The 24,584-nt window shown below is 66.0% G+C and carries 28 protein-coding genes and 1 riboswitch; of the genes, 10 read left to right on the forward strand and 18 right to left on the reverse strand.

Annotation, left to right across the window (positions count from 1 at the left end; genetic code table 11):
- Nucleotides 1-111: 111 nt before the first annotated feature.
- The 6 genes from pdxS to ACX80X_RS06280 all read right to left on the reverse strand — a co-directional run bounded on the left by pdxS (nucleotide 112) and on the right by ACX80X_RS06280 (nucleotide 8,346).
- Nucleotides 112-1,038: a pyridoxal 5'-phosphate synthase lyase subunit PdxS gene (pdxS, locus tag ACX80X_RS06255; RefSeq protein WP_308216167.1), complete on the reverse strand. Its 927-nt coding sequence runs from the start codon at nucleotides 1,036-1,038 to the stop codon at nucleotides 112-114.
- A 141-nt stretch (nucleotides 1,039-1,179) separates the two neighbouring features.
- A complete protein-coding gene (pgsA, locus tag ACX80X_RS06260) occupies nucleotides 1,180-1,803 on the reverse strand; it encodes a phosphatidylinositol phosphate synthase (protein ID WP_058932331.1) in 624 nt (207 codons plus the stop codon).
- Entirely contained in the window at nucleotides 1,793-2,380 is a 588-nt protein-coding gene (locus ACX80X_RS06265) for an HIT family protein (RefSeq protein ID WP_252599464.1), read from the reverse strand. The genes pgsA and ACX80X_RS06265 overlap by 11 nt, the downstream gene beginning before the upstream one ends.
- 20 nt (nucleotides 2,381-2,400) lie before the next feature.
- Nucleotides 2,401-4,410: a threonine--tRNA ligase gene (thrS, locus tag ACX80X_RS06270; RefSeq protein WP_252599465.1), complete on the reverse strand. Its 2,010-nt coding sequence runs from the start codon at nucleotides 4,408-4,410 to the stop codon at nucleotides 2,401-2,403.
- A gap of 115 nt (nucleotides 4,411-4,525) precedes the next feature.
- The gene (locus tag ACX80X_RS06275; protein ID WP_252599466.1) at nucleotides 4,526-8,014 is read right to left on the reverse strand and encodes a DNA polymerase III subunit alpha; all 3,489 of its coding nucleotides are present in this window, start codon (nucleotides 8,012-8,014) and stop codon (nucleotides 4,526-4,528) included.
- Nucleotides 8,011-8,346, reverse strand: coding sequence for a DUF6504 family protein (locus ACX80X_RS06280; RefSeq protein ID WP_104060764.1), 336 nt, complete (start codon nucleotides 8,344-8,346; stop codon nucleotides 8,011-8,013). The genes ACX80X_RS06275 and ACX80X_RS06280 overlap by 4 nt, the downstream gene beginning before the upstream one ends.
- A gap of 154 nt (nucleotides 8,347-8,500) precedes the next feature.
- On the opposite strand from ACX80X_RS06280, the gene ACX80X_RS06285 reads away from it, so the two are divergent.
- Nucleotides 8,501-8,890: a hypothetical protein gene (locus ACX80X_RS06285; protein WP_056340376.1), complete on the forward strand. Its 390-nt coding sequence runs from the start codon at nucleotides 8,501-8,503 to the stop codon at nucleotides 8,888-8,890.
- Between the two features lie 73 nt (nucleotides 8,891-8,963).
- Here ACX80X_RS06285 and ACX80X_RS06290 read toward each other — a convergent pair whose 3' ends face one another.
- Entirely contained in the window at nucleotides 8,964-9,284 is a 321-nt protein-coding gene (locus tag ACX80X_RS06290) for a chorismate mutase (protein WP_104060765.1), read from the reverse strand.
- A 19-nt stretch (nucleotides 9,285-9,303) separates the two neighbouring features.
- Between ACX80X_RS06290 and ACX80X_RS06295 the strand changes: the two genes are divergently transcribed.
- Nucleotides 9,304-9,726: a VOC family protein gene (locus ACX80X_RS06295; RefSeq protein WP_104060766.1), complete on the forward strand. Its 423-nt coding sequence runs from the start codon at nucleotides 9,304-9,306 to the stop codon at nucleotides 9,724-9,726.
- A 24-nt stretch (nucleotides 9,727-9,750) separates the two neighbouring features.
- Here ACX80X_RS06295 and ACX80X_RS06300 read toward each other — a convergent pair whose 3' ends face one another.
- Entirely contained in the window at nucleotides 9,751-10,482 is a 732-nt protein-coding gene (locus tag ACX80X_RS06300; protein ID WP_252599560.1) for an SOS response-associated peptidase, read from the reverse strand.
- Nucleotides 10,483-10,629: 147 nt separating this feature from the next.
- Here ACX80X_RS06300 and ACX80X_RS06305 point away from each other — a divergent pair, with 147 nt between their 5' ends.
- The 3 genes from ACX80X_RS06305 (at nucleotide 10,630) to ACX80X_RS06315 (ending at nucleotide 12,694) form a co-directional block, all read left to right on the forward strand.
- The gene (locus ACX80X_RS06305; protein ID WP_056340387.1) at nucleotides 10,630-10,887 is read left to right on the forward strand and encodes a mycoredoxin; all 258 of its coding nucleotides are present in this window, start codon (nucleotides 10,630-10,632) and stop codon (nucleotides 10,885-10,887) included.
- Between the two features lie 83 nt (nucleotides 10,888-10,970).
- Nucleotides 10,971-12,056: an S-(hydroxymethyl)mycothiol dehydrogenase gene (locus ACX80X_RS06310; RefSeq protein ID WP_252599467.1), complete on the forward strand. Its 1,086-nt coding sequence runs from the start codon at nucleotides 10,971-10,973 to the stop codon at nucleotides 12,054-12,056.
- Nucleotides 12,053-12,694, forward strand: coding sequence for an MBL fold metallo-hydrolase (locus tag ACX80X_RS06315; RefSeq protein ID WP_104060769.1), 642 nt, complete (start codon nucleotides 12,053-12,055; stop codon nucleotides 12,692-12,694). Before ACX80X_RS06310 ends, ACX80X_RS06315 begins: the two co-directional genes overlap by 4 nt.
- 50 nt (nucleotides 12,695-12,744) lie before the next feature.
- Here the strand turns inward: ACX80X_RS06315 and ACX80X_RS06320 are convergent, their stop codons facing one another.
- Nucleotides 12,745-13,536 carry a lipoate--protein ligase family protein gene (locus ACX80X_RS06320; RefSeq protein WP_374209882.1) on the reverse strand — a complete coding sequence of 264 codons (792 nt, stop codon included), beginning with the start codon at nucleotides 13,534-13,536 and terminating at the stop codon, nucleotides 12,745-12,747.
- Here ACX80X_RS06320 and ACX80X_RS06325 point away from each other — a divergent pair.
- From ACX80X_RS06325 to ACX80X_RS06335, 3 genes are all read left to right on the forward strand, one after another.
- Entirely contained in the window at nucleotides 13,529-13,918 is a 390-nt protein-coding gene (locus ACX80X_RS06325) for a DUF2177 family protein (protein ID WP_252609580.1), read from the forward strand. The genes ACX80X_RS06320 and ACX80X_RS06325 overlap by 8 nt on opposite strands.
- A gap of 93 nt (nucleotides 13,919-14,011) precedes the next feature.
- Nucleotides 14,012-14,716 (forward strand): endonuclease/exonuclease/phosphatase family protein, encoded by a 705-nt coding sequence (locus ACX80X_RS06330; protein WP_104060881.1) that lies wholly within the window; start codon nucleotides 14,012-14,014, stop codon nucleotides 14,714-14,716.
- A 22-nt stretch (nucleotides 14,717-14,738) separates the two neighbouring features.
- On the forward strand, nucleotides 14,739-16,433 hold the full coding sequence (locus ACX80X_RS06335; protein WP_252599469.1) for a SulP family inorganic anion transporter: 1,695 nt from the start codon (nucleotides 14,739-14,741) through the stop codon (nucleotides 16,431-16,433).
- Nucleotides 16,434-16,481: 48 nt separating this feature from the next.
- Here the strand turns inward: ACX80X_RS06335 and ACX80X_RS06340 are convergent, their stop codons facing one another.
- From ACX80X_RS06340 to ACX80X_RS06370, 7 genes are all read right to left on the reverse strand, one after another.
- Entirely contained in the window at nucleotides 16,482-17,285 is an 804-nt protein-coding gene (locus ACX80X_RS06340; protein WP_252599562.1) for a thioesterase family protein, read from the reverse strand.
- A 31-nt stretch (nucleotides 17,286-17,316) separates the two neighbouring features.
- Nucleotides 17,317-17,829 carry a DedA family protein gene (locus ACX80X_RS06345; RefSeq protein WP_252599470.1) on the reverse strand — a complete coding sequence of 171 codons (513 nt, stop codon included), beginning with the start codon at nucleotides 17,827-17,829 and terminating at the stop codon, nucleotides 17,317-17,319.
- Between the two features lie 4 nt (nucleotides 17,830-17,833).
- On the reverse strand, nucleotides 17,834-18,088 hold the full coding sequence (locus ACX80X_RS06350) for a biliverdin-producing heme oxygenase (RefSeq protein ID WP_252599471.1): 255 nt from the start codon (nucleotides 18,086-18,088) through the stop codon (nucleotides 17,834-17,836).
- A gap of 62 nt (nucleotides 18,089-18,150) precedes the next feature.
- Nucleotides 18,151-18,675 carry an NUDIX domain-containing protein gene (locus ACX80X_RS06355; RefSeq protein WP_252599472.1) on the reverse strand — a complete coding sequence of 175 codons (525 nt, stop codon included), beginning with the start codon at nucleotides 18,673-18,675 and terminating at the stop codon, nucleotides 18,151-18,153.
- Between the two features lie 54 nt (nucleotides 18,676-18,729).
- Complete coding sequence (locus ACX80X_RS06360; protein WP_056340407.1) at nucleotides 18,730-18,930, reverse strand: DUF1918 domain-containing protein; 201 nt, start codon at nucleotides 18,928-18,930, stop codon at nucleotides 18,730-18,732.
- Nucleotides 18,931-18,983: 53 nt separating this feature from the next.
- Nucleotides 18,984-19,544, reverse strand: a complete 561-nt coding sequence (locus ACX80X_RS06365; RefSeq protein WP_252599473.1) for a DNA alkylation repair protein — start codon at nucleotides 19,542-19,544, stop codon at nucleotides 18,984-18,986.
- Nucleotides 19,541-19,900, reverse strand: a complete 360-nt coding sequence (locus tag ACX80X_RS06370; protein ID WP_252599474.1) for a TraR/DksA family transcriptional regulator — start codon at nucleotides 19,898-19,900, stop codon at nucleotides 19,541-19,543. Before ACX80X_RS06370 ends, ACX80X_RS06365 begins: the two co-directional genes overlap by 4 nt.
- Before the next feature lie 139 nt (nucleotides 19,901-20,039).
- Here ACX80X_RS06370 and ACX80X_RS06375 point away from each other — a divergent pair, with 139 nt between their 5' ends.
- A complete protein-coding gene (locus ACX80X_RS06375) occupies nucleotides 20,040-20,420 on the forward strand; it encodes a cupin domain-containing protein (protein WP_058932317.1) in 381 nt (126 codons plus the stop codon).
- 23 nt (nucleotides 20,421-20,443) lie between these two features.
- Here ACX80X_RS06375 and ACX80X_RS06380 read toward each other — a convergent pair whose 3' ends face one another.
- Nucleotides 20,444-21,736: an aggregation-promoting factor C-terminal-like domain-containing protein gene (locus ACX80X_RS06380; protein WP_252599475.1), complete on the reverse strand. Its 1,293-nt coding sequence runs from the start codon at nucleotides 21,734-21,736 to the stop codon at nucleotides 20,444-20,446.
- A gap of 214 nt (nucleotides 21,737-21,950) precedes the next feature.
- Nucleotides 21,951-22,121: riboswitch (cyclic di-AMP (ydaO/yuaA leader) on the forward strand.
- Between the two features lie 3 nt (nucleotides 22,122-22,124).
- On the opposite strand from ACX80X_RS06380, the gene ACX80X_RS06385 reads away from it, so the two are divergent.
- On the forward strand, nucleotides 22,125-22,973 hold the full coding sequence (locus tag ACX80X_RS06385; protein ID WP_252599476.1) for a LysM peptidoglycan-binding domain-containing protein: 849 nt from the start codon (nucleotides 22,125-22,127) through the stop codon (nucleotides 22,971-22,973).
- A 69-nt stretch (nucleotides 22,974-23,042) separates the two neighbouring features.
- Here ACX80X_RS06385 and ACX80X_RS06390 read toward each other — a convergent pair whose 3' ends face one another.
- Nucleotides 23,043-24,506: a protein adenylyltransferase SelO gene (locus ACX80X_RS06390; protein ID WP_252599477.1), complete on the reverse strand. Its 1,464-nt coding sequence runs from the start codon at nucleotides 24,504-24,506 to the stop codon at nucleotides 23,043-23,045.
- Between the last annotated feature and the right edge of the window lie 78 nt (nucleotides 24,507-24,584).

Below are 24,584 nucleotides of genomic sequence, written 5' to 3' on the forward strand. Positions count from 1 at the left end.
ATAACGGCGGTTACGGAGCAATCGATGGGGTTTCGACAGGCTCAACCACCGACGACGGCGGCGGGCCACCTTCGAAAAGTGACCCGCCGCCGTCGTACTGCTTTGGAGCTGTTACCAGCCGCGCTCGGAGAGGCGGTGCGGCTGCGGGATCTCGTCGACGTTGATGCCCACCATGGCCTCGCCGAGGCCGCGGGAGGCCTTGGCAATGACGTCGGGGTCATCGAAGAACGTGGTGGCCTTGACCACGGCAGCGGCACGCTGGGCCGGGTTGCCGGACTTGAAGATGCCCGAACCGACGAACACGCCGTCAGCGCCGAGCTGCATCATCATCGCAGCGTCGGCTGGGGTGGCGATGCCGCCCGCGGTGAACAGCACCACCGGGAGCTTACCGGCCGCGGCAACTTCCTTGACCAGTTCGTACGGGGCCTGCAGTTCCTTGGCCGCGACGTAGAGCTCGTCCTCGGGCAGAGCGGCAAGCTTGGCGATCTCGGCGCGGATCTGGCGCATGTGCCCGGTGGCGTTGGAGACGTCGCCGGTGCCGGCCTCACCCTTGGAACGGATCATGGCCGCGCCCTCGTTGATGCGGCGCAGCGCCTCACCAAGGTTCGTGGCGCCACAGACGAAGGGAACCTTGAAGTTCCACTTGTCGATGTGGTGGACGTAGTCGGCCGGGGTCAGGACCTCGGACTCGTCAATGTAGTCCACGCCCAACGACTGCAGGACCTGGGCCTCCACGAAGTGGCCGATCCGGGCCTTGGCCATGACCGGGACGGACACGGCTGCGATGATCGCCTCGATCATGTCCGGGTCCGACATCCGGGACACGCCGCCCTGGGCACGGATATCGGCCGGAACGCGTTCGAGCGCCATCACTGCAACGGCACCGGCGTCTTCGGCGATGCGGGCCTGTTCAACGTTGACGACGTCCATGATGACGCCGCCCTTGAGCATCTCGGCCATGCCCCGCTTGACGCGGTTGCTGCCCGTGACGCTGTTCGCGGACGAACCGGCTTCGCTGCTTACATCAGGTGTAGACACAAAAACCCCTATGGGTAGATAGATGATCTTCGCCGGGCGTGAGGGCGGCAAGAAACCGAAAGTACACGCACCGGGTTGCCGGATCCATTGACCGGGCAGTCACAATACTAGTCCCACGGCAGGCGGCGGGCTTAATCAGGCTTAATCCGAAGCTGCGGACTCCGCAAAGGCCTGGCGGTGGACGGTGGCTACGCGCTGGATGATCGTGATGAGGCTGGCCAGGGCCAGGAGTCCAAGCGTCACCAGAAGAACCACCGGGGGCAATCCCAGGCCGGTAAATCCGGTGACCACGAGCACCGAAACCAGTCTCTCGGCGCGCTCGGCGATGCCCACATTCGCCGTGAAGCCAAGGGATTCGGCCTTGGACCGCGCATACGAGACCACCATGCCCAAAACGAGGCACAGCATGGCGGCGACGGCGATGGCGTAATCGTCGCCCCCGGTGAAGAACCAGATGGCCACACCCGCGAACAGCGCGCCGTCGGCGATCCTGTCCAGGGTGGAGTCCAGGAAGTTTCCCCAGCGGCCGCCGGTGTCCCGCAGCCGGGCCATAATGCCGTCAAGCACGTCCGAGAAAATGAACGCGGTAATGAACAGGGTCCCCCACCAGAGCTGGCCGAGGGGGTAGAAGACCAACGCACCCACCACCACGCCGGCGGTTCCGATGACCGTCACAGCATCAGGGGAAACACCGATTTTCAGGAGCCAGCGCGCAAGCGGAGTGAAAAGCGCGGTGAAAAACCCGCGCGCATGCCTATTCAGCATCCGTCTCCCCGGGCCAGGCCTCTGCAACCTGCTGGCGGACTTCATCCAGGGTCTGCGTGATGGCCTTGGTCTGGGCAATGATGGGGAAGAAGTTGCCGTCCCCGCCCCAGCGCGGCACGATGTGCTGGTGCAGGTGCGCGGCGATTCCTGCCCCGCCAACTACGCCCTGGTTCATGCCGAGGTTGAACCCGCCCGGGTTCGCCACCTTGCGCAGGACCCGCATGGCCGTCTGGGTGATCTCCGCAAATTCCGCGGTCTCTTCCACCGTGAGGTCCGTGTAGTCCGGGACATGCCGGTACGGGCAGACCAGGAGGTGCCCCGGATTGTAGGGAAACAGGTTGAGGACCACGTAACTGGTCTTCCCCCGGTAGACGATCAGGGCTTCCTCGTCAGTCCGGCCCGGACCCACGCAGAAGGGACAGTCGAACTCGCCCTTGAACTGGTGCTGGCCGCCCTTGATGTAGGCCATCCGGTGCGGAGTCCACAGGCGCTGGAAAGCATCCGGCACGCCCGCGAGCTCAAAGTCATCTGTCACGCCGGCATCCCCTGGATAGCCTGCGCCTGTGTTCTCCTGCACCGTGTTCTTATCCGTTTCCGCTAGCTGGTCCGGTTACGGACGGCTTCCGTGATCCGCTTGACGGCCTCGGCCACCGGCACGCCGTTGTCCTGGCTCCCGTCACGGAAACGGAAGGACACCGCGCCCGCCTCGGCGTCGTCGCCGCCGGCGATCAGGACAAACGGGATCTTGTCCTTGCTGGCGGTGCGGATCTTCTTGGGGAACCTGTCCGAGGACGTATCCACCTCTGCGCGGATGCCCGCCGCCTTGAGCTGGTCAACGACGTCGAACATGTATTCGTTGAACGTTTCGGCCACCGGGATGCCCACCACCTGCACGGGGGAAAGCCACGCGGGGAACGCGCCGGCGTAGTGCTCGGTGAGGACACCCATGAACCGCTCGATGGAACCGAAGAGCGCACGGTGGATCATCACAGGACGCTGGCGCGTGCCGTCAGCTGCCTGGAATTCCAGCTCGAAGCGTTCCGGGAGGTTGAAGTCCAGCTGGATGGTGGACATCTGCCAGGTTCGCCCGAGTGCATCCTTGGTCTGGACGGAGATCTTCGGGCCGTAGAAGGCCGCGCCGCCCGGATCCGCGACGAGTTCCAGGCCGGATTCCTCGGCCACTTCGGCGAGTGTCCGGGTAGCTTCTTCCCAGGCTGCGTCTTCGCCGACGTACTTCTCCGGGTCCTTGGTGGACAGCTCCAGGTAGAAGTCGTTCAGGCCGTAGTCCTTCAGCAGGTCGAGCACGAACTTCAGGGTCTTGGTGAGTTCGTCCTTCATCTGCTCGCGGGTGCAGTAGATGTGGGCGTCGTCCTGTGTCATGCCACGGACCCGGGTCAGGCCGTGTACCACGCCGGACTTTTCGTACCGGTAGACCGAACCGAACTCGAAGAGACGCAGGGGCAGTTCGCGGTAGGACCGTCCACGCGAGCGGAAGATCAGATTGTGCATGGGGCAGTTCATCGGCTTCAGGTAGTAGTCCTGGCCGGGCTTGCGCACGGTGCCGTCCTCGTTGAGTTCCGCGTCCACATGCATGGCCGGGAACATGCCCTCCTTGTACCAGTCCAGGTGGCCCGAGACTTCGTACAGGTGACCCTTGGTGATGTGGGGCGTGTAGACGAACTCGTAGCCGGCGTCGACGTGGCGCTGGCGGGAGTAGTCCTCCATCTCCTTGCGGATAATGCCGCCCTTGGGGTGGAACACGGGCAGGCCGGAGCCCAGCTCGTCAGGGAAGGAGAACAGGTCAAGTTCGACGCCGAGCTTGCGGTGGTCGCGCCGCTCAGCCTCGGCGATGCGCTCCTGGTAGGCCTTGAGCGCTTCCTTGGTGGGCCAGGCGGTGCCGTAGATGCGCTGCAGCTGCTGGTTCTTCTGGTTGCCCAGCCAGTACGCGGAGGAGGATCGGGTCAGGGCGAAGGCGTTGGAGATGAGCTTGGTGTTGGGCAGGTGCGGGCCGCGGCAGAGGTCGCACCAGACCGTGGTGCCCTCTTTGCGCTCGACATTGTTGTAGATGGTGATGTCGCCGGCGCCGACCTCGACGTTGACGCCCTCGCCGGCTTCGGCGGCGTTGTTCTTCTTCCCCAGGAGTTCGAGCTTGTAGGGCTCGTTCTTCATGGCCTCGCGGGCCTCGTCCTCGCTGACCACGCGGCGGACGAACTTCTGGTTCTGGTTGACGATCTTGAGCATCATCTTCTCGAGGGTCTTGAGGTCCTCGGGGGTGAACGGTTCTGCGACGTCGAAGTCGAAGTAGAAGCCGTCGGTGATGTACGGGCCGATGCCCAGCTTGGCGTCCGGGCGCAGCTGCTGCACGGCCTGGGCCATGACGTGGGCGGTGGAGTGGCGGAGTACGTCCAGTCCGTCCGGGGAATCGATGGTGACGCCCTCGATCTCGGCGCCCTCGGGCAGCTCCTGGTCCAGGTCCTTCAGCTCGCCGTTGACGCGGGCAACAACAACATCGCGGCGCTCAAAGAAGAGTTCCGCACCGGTTGTCCCGGTAGTCACCTTGGTCTCTTCGCCATCGACGATGAGGGTGATCTGCTGGGCATCTGACACGGGTGTCTCCTATTCAAAGTTTTAGGCTTCATAGCTTGCGGCGTACGGGGACCACAGCCAGCCATCGTCAATGCTATCGGGTTCCCGGGAGGCCGACCAACGGGACCGCGGCCGCTCAGCCGCCCATTCCGGTAATCGCCAGGCTTCGGCTGATCCCGTCCAAAGGATGCGGCACATCGGTGCTCTCCACCCGATCCGCCGCGAACGGCAGGGATTCCACCCGGCTCAGGTCCCAGGCCATGCTGGCGCTCAGGCTGATTCCCCGGGGACCTGTCCGCCGGGTGGTGCCCCGGATCAGCAGCAGCCTGGTGCCGAACAGCAGCAGCCCCGCCTGTTCCTGGGCTTCATGGAAAAACACGGAGTCGACGCAGCCGGTGCCATCGTCGATGCTGATGAACACCACCCGCCGGCCGCCACGCATGGGCGGTGTCTGGGTGGCGATGCGCACCCCGGCCACCAGCACCTCGGTGCCGTTGCGCAGGCTCAACAGTTTGTCTGCAGTGGTGACCCCCAGCCGGTCCAGCATGGGCCGGTGGCTGTCCATCAGGTGCCCGCTGACATCAATGGCCATCAGGTCCAGTTCTGCCCGGACGTTTTCCACCAGGGTGGGCGCGGGAAGCCCGGGCTTGACGTTCCGCAGCTCCACATCCCCCAGCGGCAGGGACAGCTGCCCGTCCATGATGTCGAGGCCCTTCCGGGTACCGCCCGCGGCCTGGAGCTGTTGCAGGTGCTGGACGAGGTCTGCGCGGTTGGCGGCGCCTCCCGATTCACGGTGCAGGGAGTCAAAGGCACCCAGCTGGGCGAGCCTTTTGATGCTTGGCTTGCTCAGCCTGGACCGGGCACGGAGGTCAGCCAGGGAGTCGTAGGGCTGGCCGGCGACAATCCGCTTGAGCTCGGTCCCGGACAGGCCATAGATGCCGTTAAGGCTCAGCCTGATCCCCAGCTTGCCGGCGTCCGGCCCGTCCGTCACCCGTTCCACCCGGTACTCGGCCTGGCTGCGGTTGATGTCCAGCGGCAGGATGGGGATGCCCAGCCTGCGGGCCTCGGCCACCAGCAGCCGTTTGGGGTACATTCCGGGATCGTGTTCCCACAGCCCGGCTAGGAAAGCCTCGGGGTGGTGCGTCTTGAGCCAGGCGGACTGGTAGGTGGGAACGGCAAATGCCGCACCGTGCGCCTTGCAGAAGCCGAAACTGCCAAAGGCTTTCAGGGTCCCCCAGACCTTGTCCACCACTTCCGGGGAGTACCCCTTGACCCGGGCCTCCTTGCGGAAGAACTCTTCCACTTTCAGCTCGTGGACCTCGTTGCCGAGCGCCCGGCGGAACTCATCCGCGCGTGCCAGGCCGCAGCCGGTCATCACGTGGAAGGTTTTCAGGATCTGTTCATGGAAGACAGTGACGCCATGGGTTTCCTGCAGCACGGGTTTCAGGTCCGGGTGCGGGTACACCTCCGGCGCGAAGCCGTGCCGGTGCTCCAGGAAAGGCCGCACCATGTCCGATTTCATGGGGCCTGGCCGGAACAGCGAAATGTCGATGATGAGGTCATTGAACTCACGCGGCGCCAGCTTGCCGATCAGTTCACGCTGGCCGGGTGACTCGATCTGGAAGCAGCCCAGGGTGTGGGTGCTGCGGATCAGTTCGTAGGTTGGTTCATCATCCAGCGGCACGGCGTTGAGGTCGATGTGGCCGTTCTCGGCGATGTAGTCCGGCCCGGTCCCGTCAGGACCTGCAGGGTGGGCCCCTGCCGCCACCACTTCCGCTTTGGAAGGATGGATCCGGATGACTTCCCGGACGGCAAACGCCATCGCGCTCTGCATCCTGACCCCCAGGACATCAAGCTTGAGCATGCCCATGGGATCCATGTCGTGTTTATCGAACTGGCTCATGGGCAGCCCCAGCCCGCTGGGCTGCACAGGGGTCCGGTCAAGCAGCGTGGCATCGCCCAGGATCACCCCGCAGGGATGCATGGAGATATGACGGGGCAGCCGGTCCAGCCGTTCCGTGAGGTCCACCAGCAGGTCAAGCTGCTGGTTTTCGGCGAAGTCCCGTTGTTCCACCCGCCCGGCGAACTCCCGCAGCTCAGGTTTCTCAACCAGTGCCTCACGGAATTTCCGGGCCGAAAAACGCCACAGCTGCTTGGCTATCTCACCGACGTCGTCATCGTCCATCCCCAGGGCCATCCCGGCGTCGCGGACGGCACCGCGTGCGCGGTACCCGTTCTGCATGCTCATCAGCGTGACGCGCTCGGAACCGAATCGGTCAAAGATCCGCCGGTACACGTTGTGCCGTTCGGCGCTTTCGACGTCGATGTCGATGTCCGGCAACGTGGCCCGGTCCCGGGACAGGAAACGTTCGAAGATCAGGTCGTGTTGCAGGGGGTCCACCTGGCTGACATCAATCAGGTAGTTGACCAGGCTGGAGGCCCCGGAACCGCGGGCGGCTGCCCTGACCCCCATGTCCATGATCATCCGGGAGACCTCCGCGACCGTGAGGAAATAGGAGGAAAACCCGAGGTTCCTGATGATTCCCAGCTCGTGCTCCAGCCGCGAGCGCATGTCCTTGTGGGCTGAGCCTGATATTCCGGGGAACCGCCTGCTGATCCCGGCCTCACAGCGCTGCACCAGTTCATCGTGCGGGTCCCGGCTGATGCCTATGACCGATGCCTCGGGGACCACCGGCTGCTTCCAGCCCATGTCAGTCACCGGGTCAATCCGGCAGAAGTCGGCGAGCGCCTCGGTCTGCGCCATCAGCTGTTTGAGGTCCGCTGCGCCATACCCTGCGGCGCGGATGATTTCCTTGCCGAGCTGAAGCATCTGCGCTGAGGATTTGAGCCAGGCCTGCCCGTTGGGCTGGAGCAGCGGTTCGGCCGCGAGCTCGGGGAGGGACTTCAGCGTCCGGGCGGAGTCGAGCACGTCAGCTGTGGCGGCGCCGTCCTCTGCGCAGTAGCGGACAGCGTTGGTGAGCACGGCGGGTACGTGGTGTTCTTCCGCGAGTTTGAGCATTCGTACTGCGTGGGCGGTGCTCAGGGGCGCTCCGGGGGCAGTGAGCTGGGAAACGACTTCCGCCACCAGGGTTCTTGGGGGCATGGCGTCCAGCCAGCTTTTGAAAAGGGTGCGCGGACGGAGGTAGCGCCGGCCGCTCATGGCCCGTCCAACGTCGGAATCCGGGCCGATCAGGACCGTCAGGACCGGTTTCAGGGTTTTGGGGTCGAGCGTGCGGGAGGCGAGTTCGGCGCGGGTGACCGCCACGGGCACCGCTCCCCCGGCTTTGCCGGAGGTGCGGGCATGGGCATCGGACACCAGCCGGCACAGTGCGCGGTAGCCCGCCCCGTTGTTGTGGCCGCGGGCGAGCACCACCACCCTGCCGGCGAGCTGGGTGCGGTGGTCGCCGTCGTCGTCGAAAACCGCAAGGTCCACCCCCACGATGGGGTCGATGCCGGCTTCCATGCAGGCTTTGAGGTGTTTGATGGTGCCGTAGAGGCCGTCCCTGTCCGTGCAGGCGAGCGCGGTTGCGCCGTCCGCGGCGGCAACCTGGGCCAGTTCGTCGGGCCAGGCAACGCCATAGTGTGCACTGAAGGCCGTGGAAACGTGAAGGTGGGAGAAGCTCATGCTGTTTGTGGCCGGAGGGCGTCGTGGATCCGCAGGAGCCTCCAGCGGCCGCTGCCGGTATGCCGGCTCAGGTCCAGGGTGAGCGGCTCTCCTGCATCCCGGGGGCCGGCACCCCGCGGGTCCGCCTGCACTTGGACGCGCCAGATTTCGTGGTCCACCAGCCCCGGCCCGCTGCCGAGCGGCGCACGGCGTTCCTCGGCCCACCACTGCCGGCGTTCATACCACCGGACGGGCTCGGCGCACACCGTGTAGTGCCGTCCGGCCCACTGGAGGTTCAGCGGCTGGCCGGCGGGGGTGCAGACAACGTCCACGGACTCGCTGAACATACCCATGGGCGCCTCCCGGAACTGAACGGAGCTGATGCAAAATGCTGATGCAAAAGCAAGGTATTCGAATACATGTTCGAATACCTTGAGTCTACGACGACGCTCCGACAAAACCTAGACAGGGGTGGACGGACGGGCAGCAGGGAGGCAGGATTGTGGCATGAGCACCAATGACGCACTCCTCAAGCACGTAAGCATCAAGGCCCAGGACGAAAAGCTCGTGGCAACCTTTGATATCGACGGCAACATACCGGGGGCAGGTGCGTACGTAGTGGGACTGGTGGCGGCGAGCCCTGATTACTCATCGCAAAGACGCTTGGGCATTGAGTTCATGAACGGGGAGGCCATTGCCTTCTACTCGTTCAGCCATGACCAGAGCGCCGAGGAAAACTATGATCTTGGCGGCGTGACGCACTCGGGCAGCACCATCACCGGCAACTTCCCCGTCGCGGCCGTCCATGGCCTGGGCAAGGGCCACATCATGTCGGCCTTCAGCGAGGCTGACGGCCGGGAGTTCCAGTCGGGCGTCGCCGTCGACGAAGCGCTCTAAGTCGACGAAACGCTCTAGGGAACACCGCGGCAGGTGCTGCCGGAACCGTGTCCGGACAGCACCCGGCGCGTCGTCAGCTGCTTTCTTTGTGGACCTTCATTTCGAGTTCAATGAACCCCGAGATCATGGCCCGGTACGTTGATTCCACGATGTCCGGGTCAATGTCCTTCTTTTCCGCGGCGGCCCGGACATGCTCGATCACCCGTTCCACCCGGCCGGGGGCGCGGACTTCAGCGTCGTCCCCTTTCAGGGTTCCGGCGATCCGGATCAGGCGTTCACGCCGCGCAATGAGGGTGACAATCTGCTCGTCAACTTCGTCGACCGCAATCCGAACCGCAGCGAGCTGTTCTTTGTCGGCCAAAGCGTCCCTATCGTTTCCTTGAATTGTTGCCATCAACTGAGAGTATCGAAGCATGCAGCCCAGAGTCGACTTCATCTCACTAGGCGTTCGCAGTGTTGACGCCTCCCGCCGGTTCTACGCGGAGGGCCTCGGCTGGCCTGTCCACCGCGAGTTTCCCGGCGATGTGGTGTTCATCCAGGTCAACCACGGCCTCATCCTTTCCCTGTGGGACGCCGCGCAGATGCACGCCGAGGCGGGGGTAGGTGCCCCCGGCCCGGTCCCCTGCATCACGCTCAGCCACAACCTGCCCAGCACCGAGGCGGTGGACCGGGTCATGGCGGAAGCGGCATCGGCCGGGGCAACTATCGTCGCCGCGCCGGTCACCCAGCCCTGGGGCGGGTACAGCGGCTATTTCGCCGATCCGGACGGCTTCCGCTGGGAAGTTGCCTACAACCCCACGTGGACAGTGGACGACGCCGGCAAGGTCACCGTTTAGGGGCATGTGGCCCCGAGTGCCGGTTTAGAACAAGGCTTCCACCGGCCGGATCAGTTCCGGGGAGTTGTTGCGTACGTTGCCCACCTCGGTGCCTACCGAATCCACATGCCAGTCGGCCGCGACTTCCTTCACGTGGGCCCGGACCAGGTCCACGAGGAAGGCGGCGTCATCGATCTGCGGATCAAGCCACGACGCCATCGTGGCCCGGTCCATGGGCAGCGGCACGCGGTCGTGCAAGGCGGTGAGCTTGCCGAAAATTGTGGACTCGGCACCGGGCGGCGGGGTGTCTGCCGTCAGGATGGATGTGGAGAGCATCCACCGTCCGGGATCACCCTCGGCCTTGGACGGATCCTTCCACCACTCATACAGGCCCGCGAACACCAGCCCGCTGCCTTTGCCTGGATGGACGTAGTAGGGCTGTTTGGCTTTGCCGGTGCCCTGCTTCCATTCGTAGTACCCGTCCGCCGGGACGGCGCAGCGACGTGACTTCACGGCCTTGCGGAAGGCCGGCTTCTCCAGCACAGTCTCGCTCCGCGCGTTGATCATCTTGGGGCCGATGCCCGGATCCTTCGCCCAGGACGGCACCAGGCCCCAGCGGGCCACATGCAGCTGCCGCACGGGGCCGTCGTCGATCAGCCGTTCCAGGACGATCGGCACGTGGTCGGTCGGCGCCACGTTCCATGACGGCGGAAGGTGCACTTCCTCTTCCAGCTGGGCATCAAAGTCGGCCAGCAAGTCACCCACGGCCCGTGCCATCACATAGCGTCCACACATGGCTCCAGCATGCCATCAGCGTTATGTACTGTCATCCGGCACCGCATCCGCCGGGCAGGCTCAGGGAATAGCCCGCCGCGGGTTACCGTTGACAGGAACGAACCCCCTCAACGATTTCAGGAGAGCTCCGTGGACTTTACCCCCGAGAACGGCACCATCACCATGTTTTCCACCACCTGGTGCGGCTACTGCAACCGGCTGAAGAAGCAGCTGGACGCGCAGGGCATCGGCTACACGGAAATCAACATCGAAGAGGTGGAGGGCACAGCCGACCTCGTGGAGAAGCTCAACGGCGGCAACCGCACCGTCCCCACCGTGCTCTTCCCGGACGGCACCGCCGCCACCAACCCCTCCGCTGCCGAGGTAAAGAGCCGCCTCGCAGCCTGACCACGGCAGCTCGTGTGGTAGACAGAACGGGACCAACATCCGTGTTGGTCCCGTTCTGTCTATCTGCATTGAGGGAGCCTTTCGTGGTCCATAAAGTCAAAGGTGTCGTAGCCCGCTCCAAAGGGGCCCCGGTCACTCTGGAGACCATCCTGGTCCCGGAACCGGGCCCGGGCGAGGCCCTGGTGGACATCATCACCAGCGGCGTCTGCCACACCGACCTGCACTACAAACTGGGCGGCATCAGCGATGACTTCCCGTTCCTCCTGGGCCACGAGGCCACCGGAGTGGTCAGCGCCGTGGGCCCCGACGTCACGGACGTCGCCCCGGGCGACCGCGTGGTGCTCAACTGGCGGGCCGTCTGCGGCAACTGCCGCGCGTGCAACCGCGGCCAGGCACAGTACTGCTTCAACACCCTCAACGCCACCCAGAAGATGACGCTTGAGGACGGCACCGAACTGTCCGCCGCCCTGGGCATCGGCGCGTTCATCGAAAAGACCCTCGTGGCCGCCGGCCAGTGCACCAAGGTCGATCCCGACGCCGATGCTGCCGCCATCGGCCTGCTCGGCTGCGGCGTCATGGCCGGACTGGGCGCCGCCATCAACACCGGGGGCGTCAAGCGCGGTGATACGGTCGCCGTCATCGGCTGCGGCGGTGTGGGCGTGGCCGCCATCGCCGGCGCCGCGCTCGCCGGCGCAACCACCATCATCGCCGTCGACATCGACGCGAAAAAGCTGGACCGTGCCAAGGGCCTCGGCGCCACCCACACCGTGGACTCCTCCGCAACGGACCCTGTCGAGAAAATCCGGGAACTCACCGGCGGCTTCGGCGCTGACGTGGTGATTGACGCCGTCGGGCGCCCCGAAACGTACAAGCAGGCGTTCTACGCCCGCGACCTCGCCGGCACCGTGGTGCTGGTGGGCGTCCCGACGCCGGAGATGACCCTGGAGCTGCCCCTGCTGGACGTCTTCGGCCGCGGCGGCTCGCTGAAGTCCTCCTGGTACGGCGACTGCCTGCCGTCCCGGGATTTTCCCATGCTGATCAGCCTCTACAAGCAGGGCAAGCTGGACCTGGATGCATTCGTGACCGAGCGGATCACCATCGACCAGGTGGAGGAAGCGTTCGAGAAGATGCACTCCGGTTCCGTGCTGCGTTCGGTGGTGGAACTGTGAGCGTCCGGATCGATCGTCTCGTCACGTCCGGAACGTTTTCGCTCGACGGCGGTACCTGGGATGTGGACAACAACGTCTGGATCGTGGGCAACGAGGAGGAATGCGTGGTGATCGACCCCGCGCACGATGCCAAGGCCGTAGCCGCGGCCGTCGGTGGCCGGAAGCTCAAGGCGATCCTGCTGACCCACGGCCACGACGACCACATCCGTTCAGTAGCTGACTTCTGGGACCTCGTCCAGGCACCGATCCACCTCCACCGGGAAGACTGGATGCTGTGGCGGAACGTCTACCCGGATGTGGAACCCGACGTCGCCATCAAGCACGGCGACGTCATTGAAGTGGCGGGGGCCAGCCTGACGGCCCTGCACACCCCCGGTCACTCGCCCGGCTCGGTGTCCTTCCACCTGGCTGACGGACCCGACGGCGAGGGCTCGCTCTTCAGCGGCGACACCCTGTTCCAGGGCGGCCCCGGCGCCACGGGCAGGTCCTACAGCGACTTCCCCACCATCATCGAGTCGATCCGGACGTGGCTGCTGCCGCTCCCGGCCGAAACGGTGGTCCGGACCGGCCACGGCGCCAGCACCACCATCGGGGTCGAAGCCCCGCACCTGGACGAATGGATCGCCCGGGGCCACTAAAGGGGCCCCGGGCGGCCTGAAACCGGGCCAGCCGGCCCGGCAAGCGCGGGCTACGCCTCCCGAGTATCCAATCCTGCATAGCTGCTGAAGTCGGCATGCTGGAGGGAGGCGTGGCCCGCGTACGCGGCAATAACGGCGTCCTCAACATCCTGGACCATGAGGCCAGGCACCAGATCGTTGGCCGCGCCGGCGGTGGCCGGGTCCCAATCCAGGCCCAGGGCTGCATAGCTGTCCGTCAGGACGCTGCGGATGGGGGCGGAATTTTCCACCACGATCACGGAACTGAACAGCCACCCGCCGCTCACCACGCGCTGCGCTGTGCCCACGAGCTTGATCCGGTGCGCCGGGTCGTCCGGGTGGGTGCCGTGAACGCTGAACTCCCCGGGGCAGTACTCCCCCGGAATTTCGCCAACCGCTGCCTGCACACCGACGTCCCGCAGGGACTGCGCCAGCAGCTCACCAAAGAAGCTGAACCGGCCCTTGGAACCGGCAATGGCGTCCGCATGGGGCATCACATGGTCCACCACCAGCGTGCCCTCGTGGTAGGCGGCGGCGCGTCCGCCGGCCTTCCGCACCAGGGGTTCGAATCCGTGCTCGCGGCAGGCCCGGGCGGCCGCGTCGAAGCCGGGCAGGCGGGTATCCCGCTGGCCGAAGGCAACAGTCGGCGCGGGCCGGTACAGCCGCAGCGTGGGGCCGATCCTGCCGGTCTTCGCCTGGGTCAGCAGTTCGAGGCCGAATTCCAGGTCACGTGCGGCGCCGAGGGAATGATCCTGCCGCACCACGGTGAGCGTCCGGAGTCCCGCTTCGGCGTCCTGCATATTGCTAAGCTCCCTTATGGTCATATTGCAATTCCTTGTCGTCGCGGCTGCGTTCGCGGTCATCGACGCCGTCTGGCTCAAGCTCATGAACCCGTTCTACCGCAGCCACATCGGTGACCTGCTCGCAGACAAGCCACACTTAGGTTACGCCGTGGCTTTCTATGTCATGTACATAGCGGGGATTGTCTTCTTTGCGCTGCGGCCGGCGCTCGACGGCGGCAGCTGGCTGACCGCCGTCGGCTATGGGGCCGCCCTGGGCGCCTTTGCCTACGCGACGTATGACCTGACGAATGCCGCCACGCTCAAGACGTGGCCGGTGCAGCTCATTGTTGTGGACATCCTGTGGGGTGCCGCCCTGACGGGACTGTCCACCCTCGCCGGCTGGCTGGTGTTCCGCGCCACCTGACATCCAGCGGTGTATTGCTGCACCGTCCCCCATCGGGTGGCTAAACTCAGGAACTGGGTCCACCCGCTACTCCTCAGAAGAGGTAATCCACTGATACGCGTCATTAGCTACAACCTCCGCAAGCACCAGGCCAGTGGGGAACTGGTTGATCTTGCCCAGAACTTCGGCGTCGATGCCCTGTGCCTCCAGGAGTGTGACACCTCGGACCTGCCGGACACGCTGGGTCCGCTGCAGCTCGCCGACTCCACCAAGGGCAACCGCCTTGGGCTGGCCATTTACTACCGGCCTGACCGGTTCACGGCCCACGGCACCAAGACCTTCGCGCTCAAAAAGTCCCTGCACGACATGGTCCTGGCGCCCGCCCATGAGCGCCTCATCGGCACGCGCGTGCGGGACAACGAGACCGATCACGAACTGGTTATCGCCTCGTTCCACGCCGCTCCGCTGACCGCCACCAACTCGCTGCGGCGCAACCAGATCCACGCGGCCCACGCGGAACTCCTGGGTATGGGCACCGGCCTTATGACTCTGATGGTGGGTGACTTCAACTACCCCTTCTTCACCAAGAACCTCAACGAACACATGAAGAACACCGGCTACGAACTCTCCCTCAGCGACCGCAGGACCTACACCCGCTACAAAGTATTCAAGGGCCACTTCGACTTTGCCACGTCCCTGGGACTGAACATCGAGAATGTGGAAACCCTGCCCCGCGGCGCCTCCGACCACCTGCCGATTCTGGTGACCGCCGAATATGGCCAGGATTCGACGCCGTTCCAGGAGCCCCCCGCGTCCTGATTTCACCAATTTGGAGGCCCGAGTGCGGCACGACTGGATCAACAAGGCGCTACCGGGCGTTGGTGTTGCGCGTGGCTACAAACGGTCCTGGCTGAAGTCGGACCTGGTGGCCGGGGCGGCCTTGAGCGCAGCCCTGGTGCCGGCAGGGATGGCGTACGCCGAGGCCAGCGGGCTTCCTGCGGTGAACGGGCTGTACGCCTCCGTGGTGCCCATGATCTTCTATGCCGTGTTCGGGCCATCCCGGGTTGTCATTGTGGGGCCGGACTCGGCGCTGGCCCCCATGATCGCGGCCGCCATCCTTCCGCTGGCCGGGCAGGATCCGGAGAAGGCGGTGACCATGGCCGGAGTGCTGGCCATCCTGATCGGCGTCTTCCTGATAGCCGGCCGGATCTTCAAGCTGGGGTTTGTGACCGGATTGCTGTCCCGGCCGATCCGCGTCGGGTACCTGAACGGCATCGCACTGGCCGTCACCGTAAGCCAGCTTCCGCGGCTGCTGGGGATCGATGTCTCGGCCGATGGCCTCTTTGAGCGCCTCACGTCCCTGGCGGACGCCGTCCTCAGCGGCGGTATCAATCCCATCGCCCTGGCTGTGGGTGCCGGCAGTGTGGCCGTCATTGTCGCCGGCCGTTTTCTTCCGTGGAAGGTGCCCAGCGTCCTGTTCGCGGTGGCCGGCTCCATCGCCGCAGTGGCCGTACTGGGCCTGGCCGGACAGCTGCCCATGGTGGGCGCCCTGCCGCAGGGACTCCCGGCCCCTGCGCTGGGCGGAATTGGCGTGGACGAGGTCCTGTCGCTCGTGGGCCCTGCAGCAGGCATCGCGCTGATTGCTTTTGCGGACACCTCCACTTTGTCCAAGAGCCTCGCAGCGCGACGCGGAGCGAGGGTCAACGGCAATGAGGAAATGGGGGCCTTGGGCATCGCCAACGTGGCAACCGGGGTGCTGGGCGGCTTTCCGGTGAGCGGAAGTTCCTCCCGCACCCCGATTGTGCTCGACGCCGGGGCGAAGACGCAGCTCAGCGGTGTGGTGGCAGCCTTGCTCGTAGTCCTTTTTATGGTCGCCACACCGGGGGTGACGGCTTTCCTTCCCACCGCCACGCTCGCCGCCGTGGTGATCGTGGCGGCGTCTTCGCTGGTTGACGTGCGAACGCTCGTGCGCCTCGTCAGGATGAGCCGGCTGGAGGCCCTCCTCCTGGTGGTTACATTCCTCGGCGTCGCCTTTGTAGGGGTCCTGCCGGGAATTGCCGTGGCCATTGGACTGTCCCTTCTGGCCTTTGTCCAGCGCGCCTGGGATCCCTACCGCACTGAGCTGGCCAGCGTGGCGGACGTTCCGGGCTTCCATGACCTGGACCGGCATCCCGAAGGCCGGCGGGTGGAGGGCCTGGTGATTGCCCGTTTCGATGCACCGTTGTTCTTTGCCAACGGGGAAGTGTTCGCCGAGCACATCCACGGCCTGGTGGACGCTGCGCCCTGGCCGGTGAAGTGGGTCATTGTGGCAGCCGAGCCGATCACAGGCCTTGATACGACAGCGCTGGATGAGCTCGTTCTGCTCGACGATGAACTGGCGCAGGACGGTATCAGCTTGGTCTTCGCAGAAATGAAGGGACCGATCAAGGACCGCCTGATCCGGTTCGGGGCGAGCGCACGGTTCACTGCGGACCATTTCTTCCCCACCCTGCGCAATGCGGTGCACAGCTACAAAAGCATTACCGGCGCCGACTAGTCACAGGGACAGGTAGTCACAGCGGTCCGGTAGTCACGGGCAAGGCCGTCAGGTCCGGCGAAGCGTCAGGATCTGTTCGGCACGGCCGAACGGGCCCTGAAGATCGTGCAGGACGGTGGACGTGAGGCCAATCCCGTCGGTTCCGAAGGAGACGGCGTTGTCCAAGCCAAGCCATTCGCCGTCGGGCCTGCGGTACATGTGGATCTGCAGGTCCAGGTTGGGGAACGCATAGCTGTCCTTGCCCGGCGGGACCCTGGCCGCGATCCCGTTGGCTGTGTCAACGAGGCCCATCAGGCGGGCCAGGTCGCCGCTGTCGGCTTTATCCGTCAGGGGGTGCTGCGTGCGGAGCCAGACGATGCCGGCGCCGGGCCGGTGGCCCTCGGCCACGCGCATCTCCAGGGACCGGATATAGCCGCCTGGCCAGATGGCGGCGCCGTCGAACGGTTTGCATTCATCCGGTGCCGGGATGGCAGTGTCCTCGACGGCGGCAACCGCGGACGTGTCGCTGGTGATCATCCGCCACGCGGTGGCGCGGATGGCCACCCGCCCGTTGGCTACCAGTTCTGCCTGCAGGAGCTCGATGGTCCGGCCGGGGCGGAGGGTGGTGGTTTCGATGTGGAACCCGCCGCCCGGGATCAGGCCCAGGATCTCGTAGCTCAGCCGGGCCATGCGCATGTCGGCGCGCGGCTCGTGGCGCTCCAGGCTGTCCGCCATCAGTCCGGACGCTGGCGCCATGTGCTGTTCGTGCTCGTTCCAGGCCCCTTGGGCGTGGATGGTGGAGCGGAATTGGCCGTCGCCCTGCGCCTGGTAGTAGAAATCGCCGTCGGCCAGTTCCGGGAGTGCAGCAGTCAACATTGACCCTTTCGCTTTGTTCTTGTGTGGCTCAGCCCACCCTATCCGCTGTGCCTGCCTCGGCTCGGTCGGCAGCGCTCCCCCGCGACCGGCGCCGCCGCCGTACCAGCAGCCAGGCGATAAGTCCGGCCGCTGCGGCGGCCAGCACAACAATCCCCCACGGGGAGCCGGCAGCCAGCGCCAGCCACGCCTCCACGGCGGCGAGCCCGATGGTGGCGTAGAGCAGTGCCCAGAGGATGGAACCGGCGACGGCGGCGGGAAGGTAGCGCCGCAACGGCATCTTCGCAGCGCCGGCGGCGAGGTTGACGGCGGTCTGCAGGCCGATGGTCAGGAACGAAAGCGTCACGGCGAGTGGTCCCCACCGGCGGACCAGCTCCTTCGCGTGGACGGCACGCCGGCCGTTCCAGGACGACGCGAACCGCGTGTGTTCCATGCCTGCTGCGGCTCCCCGGCCGATCCAGTACGTCGCATTCACGCGCAGCATAACAATCGCGAACAGGCTGGCTGCCGCCACGCCGAAGGGCAGATCCCGGAACTGGTCCATGGGGTCAGGCCGCAGGCTGCGGTCGGGCCCCGACGGCGAGCTGCAGGTCCGCGAAAATGCCGCCGTTGAGCCGGAAGGCGTGGGCGGCGTGCGCGAGCACCTCCTCGGTCCCGTCCTTGTCCAGCTGGGCAGTGAGGGCAGCGACGGCGGCCGCGTCCATCCTGCCCTTGAGCAGGTCGCCCATAAACGGGGACGACTCAGCTTCTTCGTGGGCCGCACTGGTGGACTGTGTGAGCAACACGGAGAGCGGGGCGGTCATGTTCTTCCTCATGCGCAGCAGGGGGTCGGAACACCATTATGGCGCACCGCACTTAGGCAACCCTAATCTCGCCCTTCCAGCATGCGCGTCCGCAGGTCCGGCCACGATTTTGCGAAACCGGGATGGAGCTCCTTCGCGTCCACCTCGTCCAACCGAACCCACTGGAGTTCGAGGCTTTCCGGATCGCTGATTACGGGCTCAAAAGGCGCGGTCACCAGCACTACAACGGTGGTGTAGGACCAGTAGCCCAAGTCCAGCACAGACGTGAAGAGGACGCTCACATCCGCGGCCGGTACCGCGGCTTCCTCGTGCGCCTCGCGGAGGGCCCCGGTGACTGCGTCCTCGCCCTGGTGCAATGCTCCGCCGGGCAGTCCCCAGGTACCACCGTTATGGCTCCACAGCGCGCGGTGCTGCAGGAGAACGCCCTTGCCGGGGTCATAAGCCAGCACGCCCGCGGCACCGAACCTGCCCCAGAACTTGCCGCCGCCGCCCTCCACCCAGGCGTCACCGGGGTCCCGCGGACCGGTCCGGGCCGGTGGAATCGTGAGGTTCGCGTCAGTGGACGTGGCAGCCAAGGAGTGATCCATTCCACCAGTCTGACAGGTGCCCGGTGGCCCGGACGCGCGGCCGCCCGCGGCGCGTCAGCCGGCCTGTCCCGCGTGACCGCGTTCGACGGCGAAATCACCGCCCGGGTACATAACGGTTTCGTGTCCGTCGTCGAACCTGACCAGGTAGGGCGGATGACCTTCCTGACCACGGACTTCCACGATCACGCCGTGCCGGTCCGAAGATCCGACGGTCCTCCCCCGGACGATAATCCTGTCGCCCTGCGCTGCCTCCATGGCAATCACCTCCAAGCCCCAGAGTACGACTGACGGGGACCGGGGAACAGGGGTCAGTCGCGTTCCGCGTCGCGGTTCCCGGAAATGCGCTGCAGGTCGGGTCCCTGAGACGCGATGAGCCGGGCAGCGTGGCGAAGCGAATCGTCGGGGTCCTGGTGCCAGCGGGTGATGACGACGTCGGCGCGCTGGCGGCCGCTTTCGCCCAGTCCCTGCAGCAACGGAACCACAACGTCGGCAATCAGTGGGTCCACCAGCTCACCGGTCTGCGCGGTTCTGATGAAGCCCTCCAGCCGGGTCAGGTCAGAGTGGCGGAGGAGGGCAACCCGGGACTGCAGCAGCACCACGGCCGCGAGCCGCCTTTCATAGACCGGCCGCCTGCCGGGACCGGGCCGGCCCCAGAGGAGGGATGCCAAAGCGGTCACCTCGTCGTGGCCAAGATCCTTGAATTTCGTGCCGGCGTCGCGGACGGTGCCGCGTACGGCTCCCACCGACGATCCGTAGGACCCAAGTGCCCCGCCCACCCGGGACTCCACGCCTTCCGCCCGGTACCAGGCGCCCTCATTCTGCAGGGTGGCATCGATGAAGCCGGCAGCCTCCTGCACACGCCCGTTCACAGCACCCTCCCGGTGGCCGCGTGGAGGATGCAGAACGGCGTCGACGGGCGGGCTTCGAGCCGTCCCTCCGCGATGGGGTCCCCGCACACGGCGCACGTTCCGTACGTGCCCGCCGCAATCCGCGCCAGGGCCGCATCCACCTGGTCAAGTCCCGCACTGCTCTGCTTCAGGAGCGCCGAGGCCTGCGACAGCTCGAACGCAATGGTGGAACCCTCGGGGTCGTGTTCGTCATCCACGTTGGAATCCTGGCGTGCGGCGTTCGCCGAGGAGATGTCCGCACGGAGCGCGGGGAGCAGCTCGAGTTTCCGGGCGCGCTCTTCTTCCAGCAGGACCCGGAACCGTTCAAAATCGGGCATGGGAAAAGCCTAGTGGTTTGGGTCTCGACAAGCGCCGCCGGCGGGAGGATGCTGGCAAGCGTAAGCGCCTCAGATGTGGTCTGGCAGCCAGGGACAGAAAGCTGCCGGACACAAAACCAACAGAGAAAGTCTGCGTGTCATGCCTACAAACATCGTCACAGAACTGGCAGTCAAGTCCCACAACACACCGGATGAGAAGCGCCGGCCGGAGAAAACCGAAGTGGATGTCGTCAACCTGGGCGACTACACGGTCGGCCGGTTGACGTTCAGTCCCGGCTGGCGCTGGTCGGACTGCATCAAGCCGGTGGTCCAGACCGAGTCCTGCCAGAACAACCACGTCGGATACTGCGTTTCCGGTGCCCTCAACGTCGAGACCACCGGTGGTAACCGGATCAGCATCAGCGCCGGCGATTCTTACACCATTCCACCCGGGCATGACGCCTGGGTGGACGGCGACGAAGCCTTCGTCGGCATTGAATTCTTCAGCGCCGCGGAATTCGCCAAGCCCCCGGGAACGTGACCCGGCTGCCCTCCCCCGGCAGGTCAGTACCAGTTGTTGGCCACGGAATGGTTCCACGCGCTGCACGGTGACCCGTAGCGGTCAGCGATATAGGACAGGCCCCAACTGACCTGGGTCCGGTAGCTCGTGAGCCAGTCGCTGCCGGCGCTGGCATACTTGCTGGCCGGCAGCGACTGGGCGATGCCGTATGCGCCCGAGTACGGGTTGGTGGCGGTGGTCAGCCAGTTCGACTCCTTGGTCCACAGCGACGCCAGGCACGGAAACTGGTCCTGGCCCCAGCCGTAGGCGCCCAACTGCCCGGCCGCGTAGGTTTTTGCGCCGGCGGGGTCGTTCACAGCGCCGCCCGGCACGGAAGGCACGACGACGACGGGCGGCGGAGCCGGCGTCGGGCTCGGGACAGGAGCGGGGGCTGGCACTCCCGGTACAACAGGTGGGGCCGGAGCCGGTTTCTGCGCAGCGGCGAGGGCCGCCGCCCTGGCTGCCGCCTCCGCCTGTTGGCGTGCCTGTTCCTGCGCCGCGGCCCGTTTGGCGGCCTGCGCCGTTTCGTACGCGGCCAAGGCCACCTGGCCCTGCCGGAACTCACCCTCCACCGCAGCGGTGGTGCCCTTGAGGGATGCCAACTGCGCGGTCAGTTCCTGGCCGTGCTCCTGCTGCTCCGCGATCTGCCTGGACATGGCCTGCTGGGCGGACTGGGCGGCGGCGAGCTTGGTTCTGGCTTCGCTGGACAGACGCTCGCGCTCTGCCCTGGCTGCCTGCTCCTGATCGGCCAGGGCGCGGGAAATGCGTTCGGCGGCTGCGGATTTGTTCACCAGGGCTGCAGTCTTGTCGCTGACGATCTGGACGATATTCAGGCCTTGGATGCTGTTGTTCTGCACGGCGTCGAGAGCAACGAAGAAACCCATGTTTGTGCCACCGGTCTTATACGACTGCGCCGCCAGGGCACCGATTTCCTTCTTGTACTGTCCCAGTTCGGCCGCGGCGCGTGCCGTCTGGGCGGTCAGGGCATGCACAGTGGAAGTGGCGGCCTGAAGCGCCGCTTCGGCCTGGGCGTACTCCGCGGCGGATGTCACGGCCGCATTGCCCAGCGCCTCCGCTTCGGCCTGAAGCCCGCCCAGCAGCCCGTTGATCCTGGTGACCTCTGCCGCTTTGCCGGCCTCGCTTTGCTTGGCGTTCTGCACGTCCTGCCACGAGGGATAGCCGCCGGGCGGGGCGTCGTCGGCGGCATGTGAGGGCAGCAGCGCAGCCGACCCTACCAGGGCGACCGCCAGCATGCCGGCGAGGGCGGGCAGCCGCATTTTTTGAACAATCCGGGACATAGTTGGTGAGCTTACCGGGCATATACGGATTACGGGGGTTGACCTGCAACATCGTTACCAGGGAGTAGAGAATTCGCGCTGACATACGAGTGAATTTCACTCCTACATTCCGTTACCGGAATGTGACATTGCCGCCGAGCAGAAGTTATGGTCAAACGGTGGCCCGGCTCAAGCCGGACCATTCCCGCCAGTATGCCGAGCCCTGCCGCTGACCGGGATCCAGTCGCTTTCCAGCTGGCAGGGACGGGGGAACCACGTTTCCACGGCTTCTTGCGAAGCCTTGGGGTTAAGTCGGTATCGCTCCGTTCAGTGCGGCGCCGCTACCGGCCAGGTATCTCCGACCCGAACCCGACAGCTCACCCCGCAGGCATGGGAGAGGCGATCAACCGTGTCCAAGAATTCCGCTTCCGCACGCCATCGTGTGGTTTCTGCCAGCTCTACCGTCCCTGTCGGCCTGTCGTCAACGGCCAAAGCACACGCCCTGACGTTTGGCCGTCCGGCCCTGGTGGCTGTTGCTGCATCCGGCCTGCTGTTCGGCATCGGCGTCCCGGCTCAGGCCGGCGTCCACGGCCCGGATGATGCCGGGACTGCCAACGCCCAGGTCCAAACCGGTGCGGCGGCAGCGGCTCCGGCCGCTGTTGCTCCGGCCCCCGCCGCGGCCAACGTTCACACCGTAGTTTCGGGTGACACGCTGGGCCAGATTTCCGCCACCAACGGCGTCCCGCTCAACGACGTCCTTGCCGCCAATGGACTCTCGCTGACCACCATCATCTACCCCGGCGACCAGATCCGGATCCCCGGCGCCGGCTACACGGCACCGGGCGCCGCACCGGCTCCGGCGGCGAAGGCCGCAGCGGCGCCGTCCTCCGCCACCAACACCGGTATACAGCTGGCCTCAACGTCCGCACCGGCAGCCCAGGCTCCGGCCGGCTCGCTCGGCGCGGCCATCCTGGCTTCCGCCACTTCACAGCTCGGCGTGCAGCAGGACTGCACCGCCATGGTGGAGAAGGCGCTGCGCTCGGTGGGTAAGAGCGTGGGTGACCTGGCTCCCGGCCAGTTCTACCAGTACGGCACGGTGGTGGGCACCCCGGCCGCAGGGGATCTGGTCATCACGGCCGGCCATGTGGGCGTCTACGCCGGCAACGGCCAGGTAGTCAGCGGCGGGGTGGACGGTTACAAAACCGAAGTCCACTCCCTCAGCTGGCTCGCCGGAGCGTCCTTCGTCCGCGTAGCGTGATCCGACCATGCTCGACGGCGGCGGGCGGCACCCGGCCGCGCGCCGCCGTCGTCCATCCCTGGTGTTCGCTCAGGTCCCGCAGAAGGTCCGGTAGCTCCCGAAGTTTTCAGGGGCGGGGCCGGCGTAGCGTTCCAGCCCGGGGCGCTGCGTGTACGGATCGGCCAGGACGTCCACCAACCGGTTGAATGGGTCCAGGTCGCCTGCGATAGCAGCATCCAGGGCCTCTTCAACCAGGTGGTTCCTGGGGATGTAGACGGGGTTGACCCGGTCCATCAGGTCCGCGTCCGGCGCCAGGGCCAGCCACCGTGCGGCCCAGGCGTCGAAGGCGCCCGGGTCCGCAAACATGGACCGCGCAGTTTCCGGGGTCCCGCGGGCCGCCGAGCCGAGGCTCCGGAAGAAGGACGTGTAATCCACCTGTCCTTCCTGGAGCAGCGCCAGCAGACCGTCCACCAGGGCCGACGCGACGTCGTCGTTCGTGTCCGAGTGCAGTCCAAGCTTGGACTTCATGCCGGCTGACCAGGCAGCGCTGTACAGCGTGCGGAAGGCGCCGAGGGATTCAACGGCGAGCGCCACGGCCTGGTCCTGGTCTTCATGGAGCAGGGGCAGGAGTGCTTCAGCGAGCCGGGTGAGGTTCCATTCGGCGATGACCGGCTGGTTGGCGTAGGCGTAGCGTCCGTCCGCGTCGATGGAGCTGTAGACCGCGCCGGGGTTGAAGGCGTCCATAAACGCGCAGGGACCGTAGTCGATGGTCTCGCCGGAGATGGCCATGTTGTCGGTGTTCATCACGCCATGGACGAAGCCCACCAGCATCCAGTGCGCCACCAGGGACGCCTGCGCTGCTATGACCTCATCGAAGAACGCAAGGTAGGGCTTGTCGGCGAGCGCCGCGTCCGGATAATGGCGGCTGATGGCGTGATCGGCCAGGCGGCGCAGAAGGTCCGTCTCGCCGTTGACGCGGGCGAACTGGAAGCTGCCGACGCGCAGGTGGCTGCTGGCCACCCGGGTGAGCACGGCGCCGGGCAGCATGGTTTCGCGGCGGACGGGCCGGCCCGTGGCCACCACGGCAAGGGACCTCGTGGTGGGGATGCCCATGGCGTGCATGGCTTCGCTGACGACGTACTCGCGCAGCATGGGACCGACGACGGCGAGACCGTCACCTGCGCGGGCGAACGGTGTCCGGCCGGAGCCCTTGAGGTGGATGTCCCGAAGCTGCCCGTGGATGTCCGTGACCTCACCCAGCAGGAGGGCCCGCCCGTCGCCGAGCAGGGGTGAGTAGCCGCCGAACTGGTGGCCGGCATAGGCCTGGGCCACCGGTGTGGCACCTTCAGGAATCTGGTTGCCGATGAGCAGCCGGGTCCCATCGGGCGTCCGCAGCGAGGACGGGTCCAGGCCCAGTTCGGCGGCCAACGGCTCGTTCAGGACCAGCAGCTGCGGGTCTGGCGCTTCTTCCGCCTGCCAGGGAACCGCCAGCTCCTCGAGTTCGCGGGCGAAACGCCCGTCGAAGGTGAGCGTTAGTGGGATTGCGGTGCTCATCCTTCAAGACTACCCGCGGCCGCGGGTGAGTGCCCCGCCCTCCCAACTGAGTAGCGCTATCTGTCGTTCTGGAGGCTC

The organism is Pseudarthrobacter sp. MDT3-1, from assembly GCF_054510755.1.

Excerpts from the sequence above, each read along its gene's own strand:
- pgsA (WP_058932331.1), bottom strand. The coding sequence starts at position 1,803 with ATGCTGAATAGGCATGCGCGCGGGTTTTTCACCGCGCTTTTCACTCCG.
- ACX80X_RS06275 (WP_252599466.1), bottom strand. The coding sequence starts at position 8,014 with ATGAGCTTCTCCCACCTTCACGTTTCCACGGCCTTCAGTGCACACTAT.
- ACX80X_RS06280 (WP_104060764.1), bottom strand. The coding sequence starts at position 8,346 with ATGGGTATGTTCAGCGAGTCCGTGGACGTTGTCTGCACCCCCGCCGGC.
- ACX80X_RS06285 (WP_056340376.1), top strand. The coding sequence starts at position 8,501 with ATGAGCACCAATGACGCACTCCTCAAGCACGTAAGCATCAAGGCCCAG.
- ACX80X_RS06290 (WP_104060765.1), bottom strand. The coding sequence starts at position 9,284 with ATGGCAACAATTCAAGGAAACGATAGGGACGCTTTGGCCGACAAAGAA.
- ACX80X_RS06295 (WP_104060766.1), top strand. The coding sequence starts at position 9,304 with ATGCAGCCCAGAGTCGACTTCATCTCACTAGGCGTTCGCAGTGTTGAC.
- ACX80X_RS06300 (WP_252599560.1), bottom strand. The coding sequence starts at position 10,482 with ATGGCACGGGCCGTGGGTGACTTGCTGGCCGACTTTGATGCCCAGCTG.
- ACX80X_RS06325 (WP_252609580.1), top strand. The coding sequence starts at position 13,529 with ATGGTCATATTGCAATTCCTTGTCGTCGCGGCTGCGTTCGCGGTCATC.
- ACX80X_RS06320 (WP_374209882.1), bottom strand. The coding sequence starts at position 13,536 with ATGACCATAAGGGAGCTTAGCAATATGCAGGACGCCGAAGCGGGACTC.
- ACX80X_RS06345 (WP_252599470.1), bottom strand. The coding sequence starts at position 17,829 with ATGGACCAGTTCCGGGATCTGCCCTTCGGCGTGGCGGCAGCCAGCCTG.
- ACX80X_RS06350 (WP_252599471.1), bottom strand. The coding sequence starts at position 18,088 with ATGACCGCCCCGCTCTCCGTGTTGCTCACACAGTCCACCAGTGCGGCC.
- ACX80X_RS06355 (WP_252599472.1), bottom strand. The coding sequence starts at position 18,675 with ATGGATCACTCCTTGGCTGCCACGTCCACTGACGCGAACCTCACGATT.
- ACX80X_RS06360 (WP_056340407.1), bottom strand. The coding sequence starts at position 18,930 with ATGGAGGCAGCGCAGGGCGACAGGATTATCGTCCGGGGGAGGACCGTC.
- ACX80X_RS06370 (WP_252599474.1), bottom strand. The coding sequence starts at position 19,900 with ATGCCCGATTTTGAACGGTTCCGGGTCCTGCTGGAAGAAGAGCGCGCC.
- ACX80X_RS06375 (WP_058932317.1), top strand. The coding sequence starts at position 20,040 with ATGCCTACAAACATCGTCACAGAACTGGCAGTCAAGTCCCACAACACA.
- ACX80X_RS06380 (WP_252599475.1), bottom strand. The coding sequence starts at position 21,736 with ATGTCCCGGATTGTTCAAAAAATGCGGCTGCCCGCCCTCGCCGGCATG.
- ACX80X_RS06390 (WP_252599477.1), bottom strand. The coding sequence starts at position 24,506 with ATGAGCACCGCAATCCCACTAACGCTCACCTTCGACGGGCGTTTCGCC.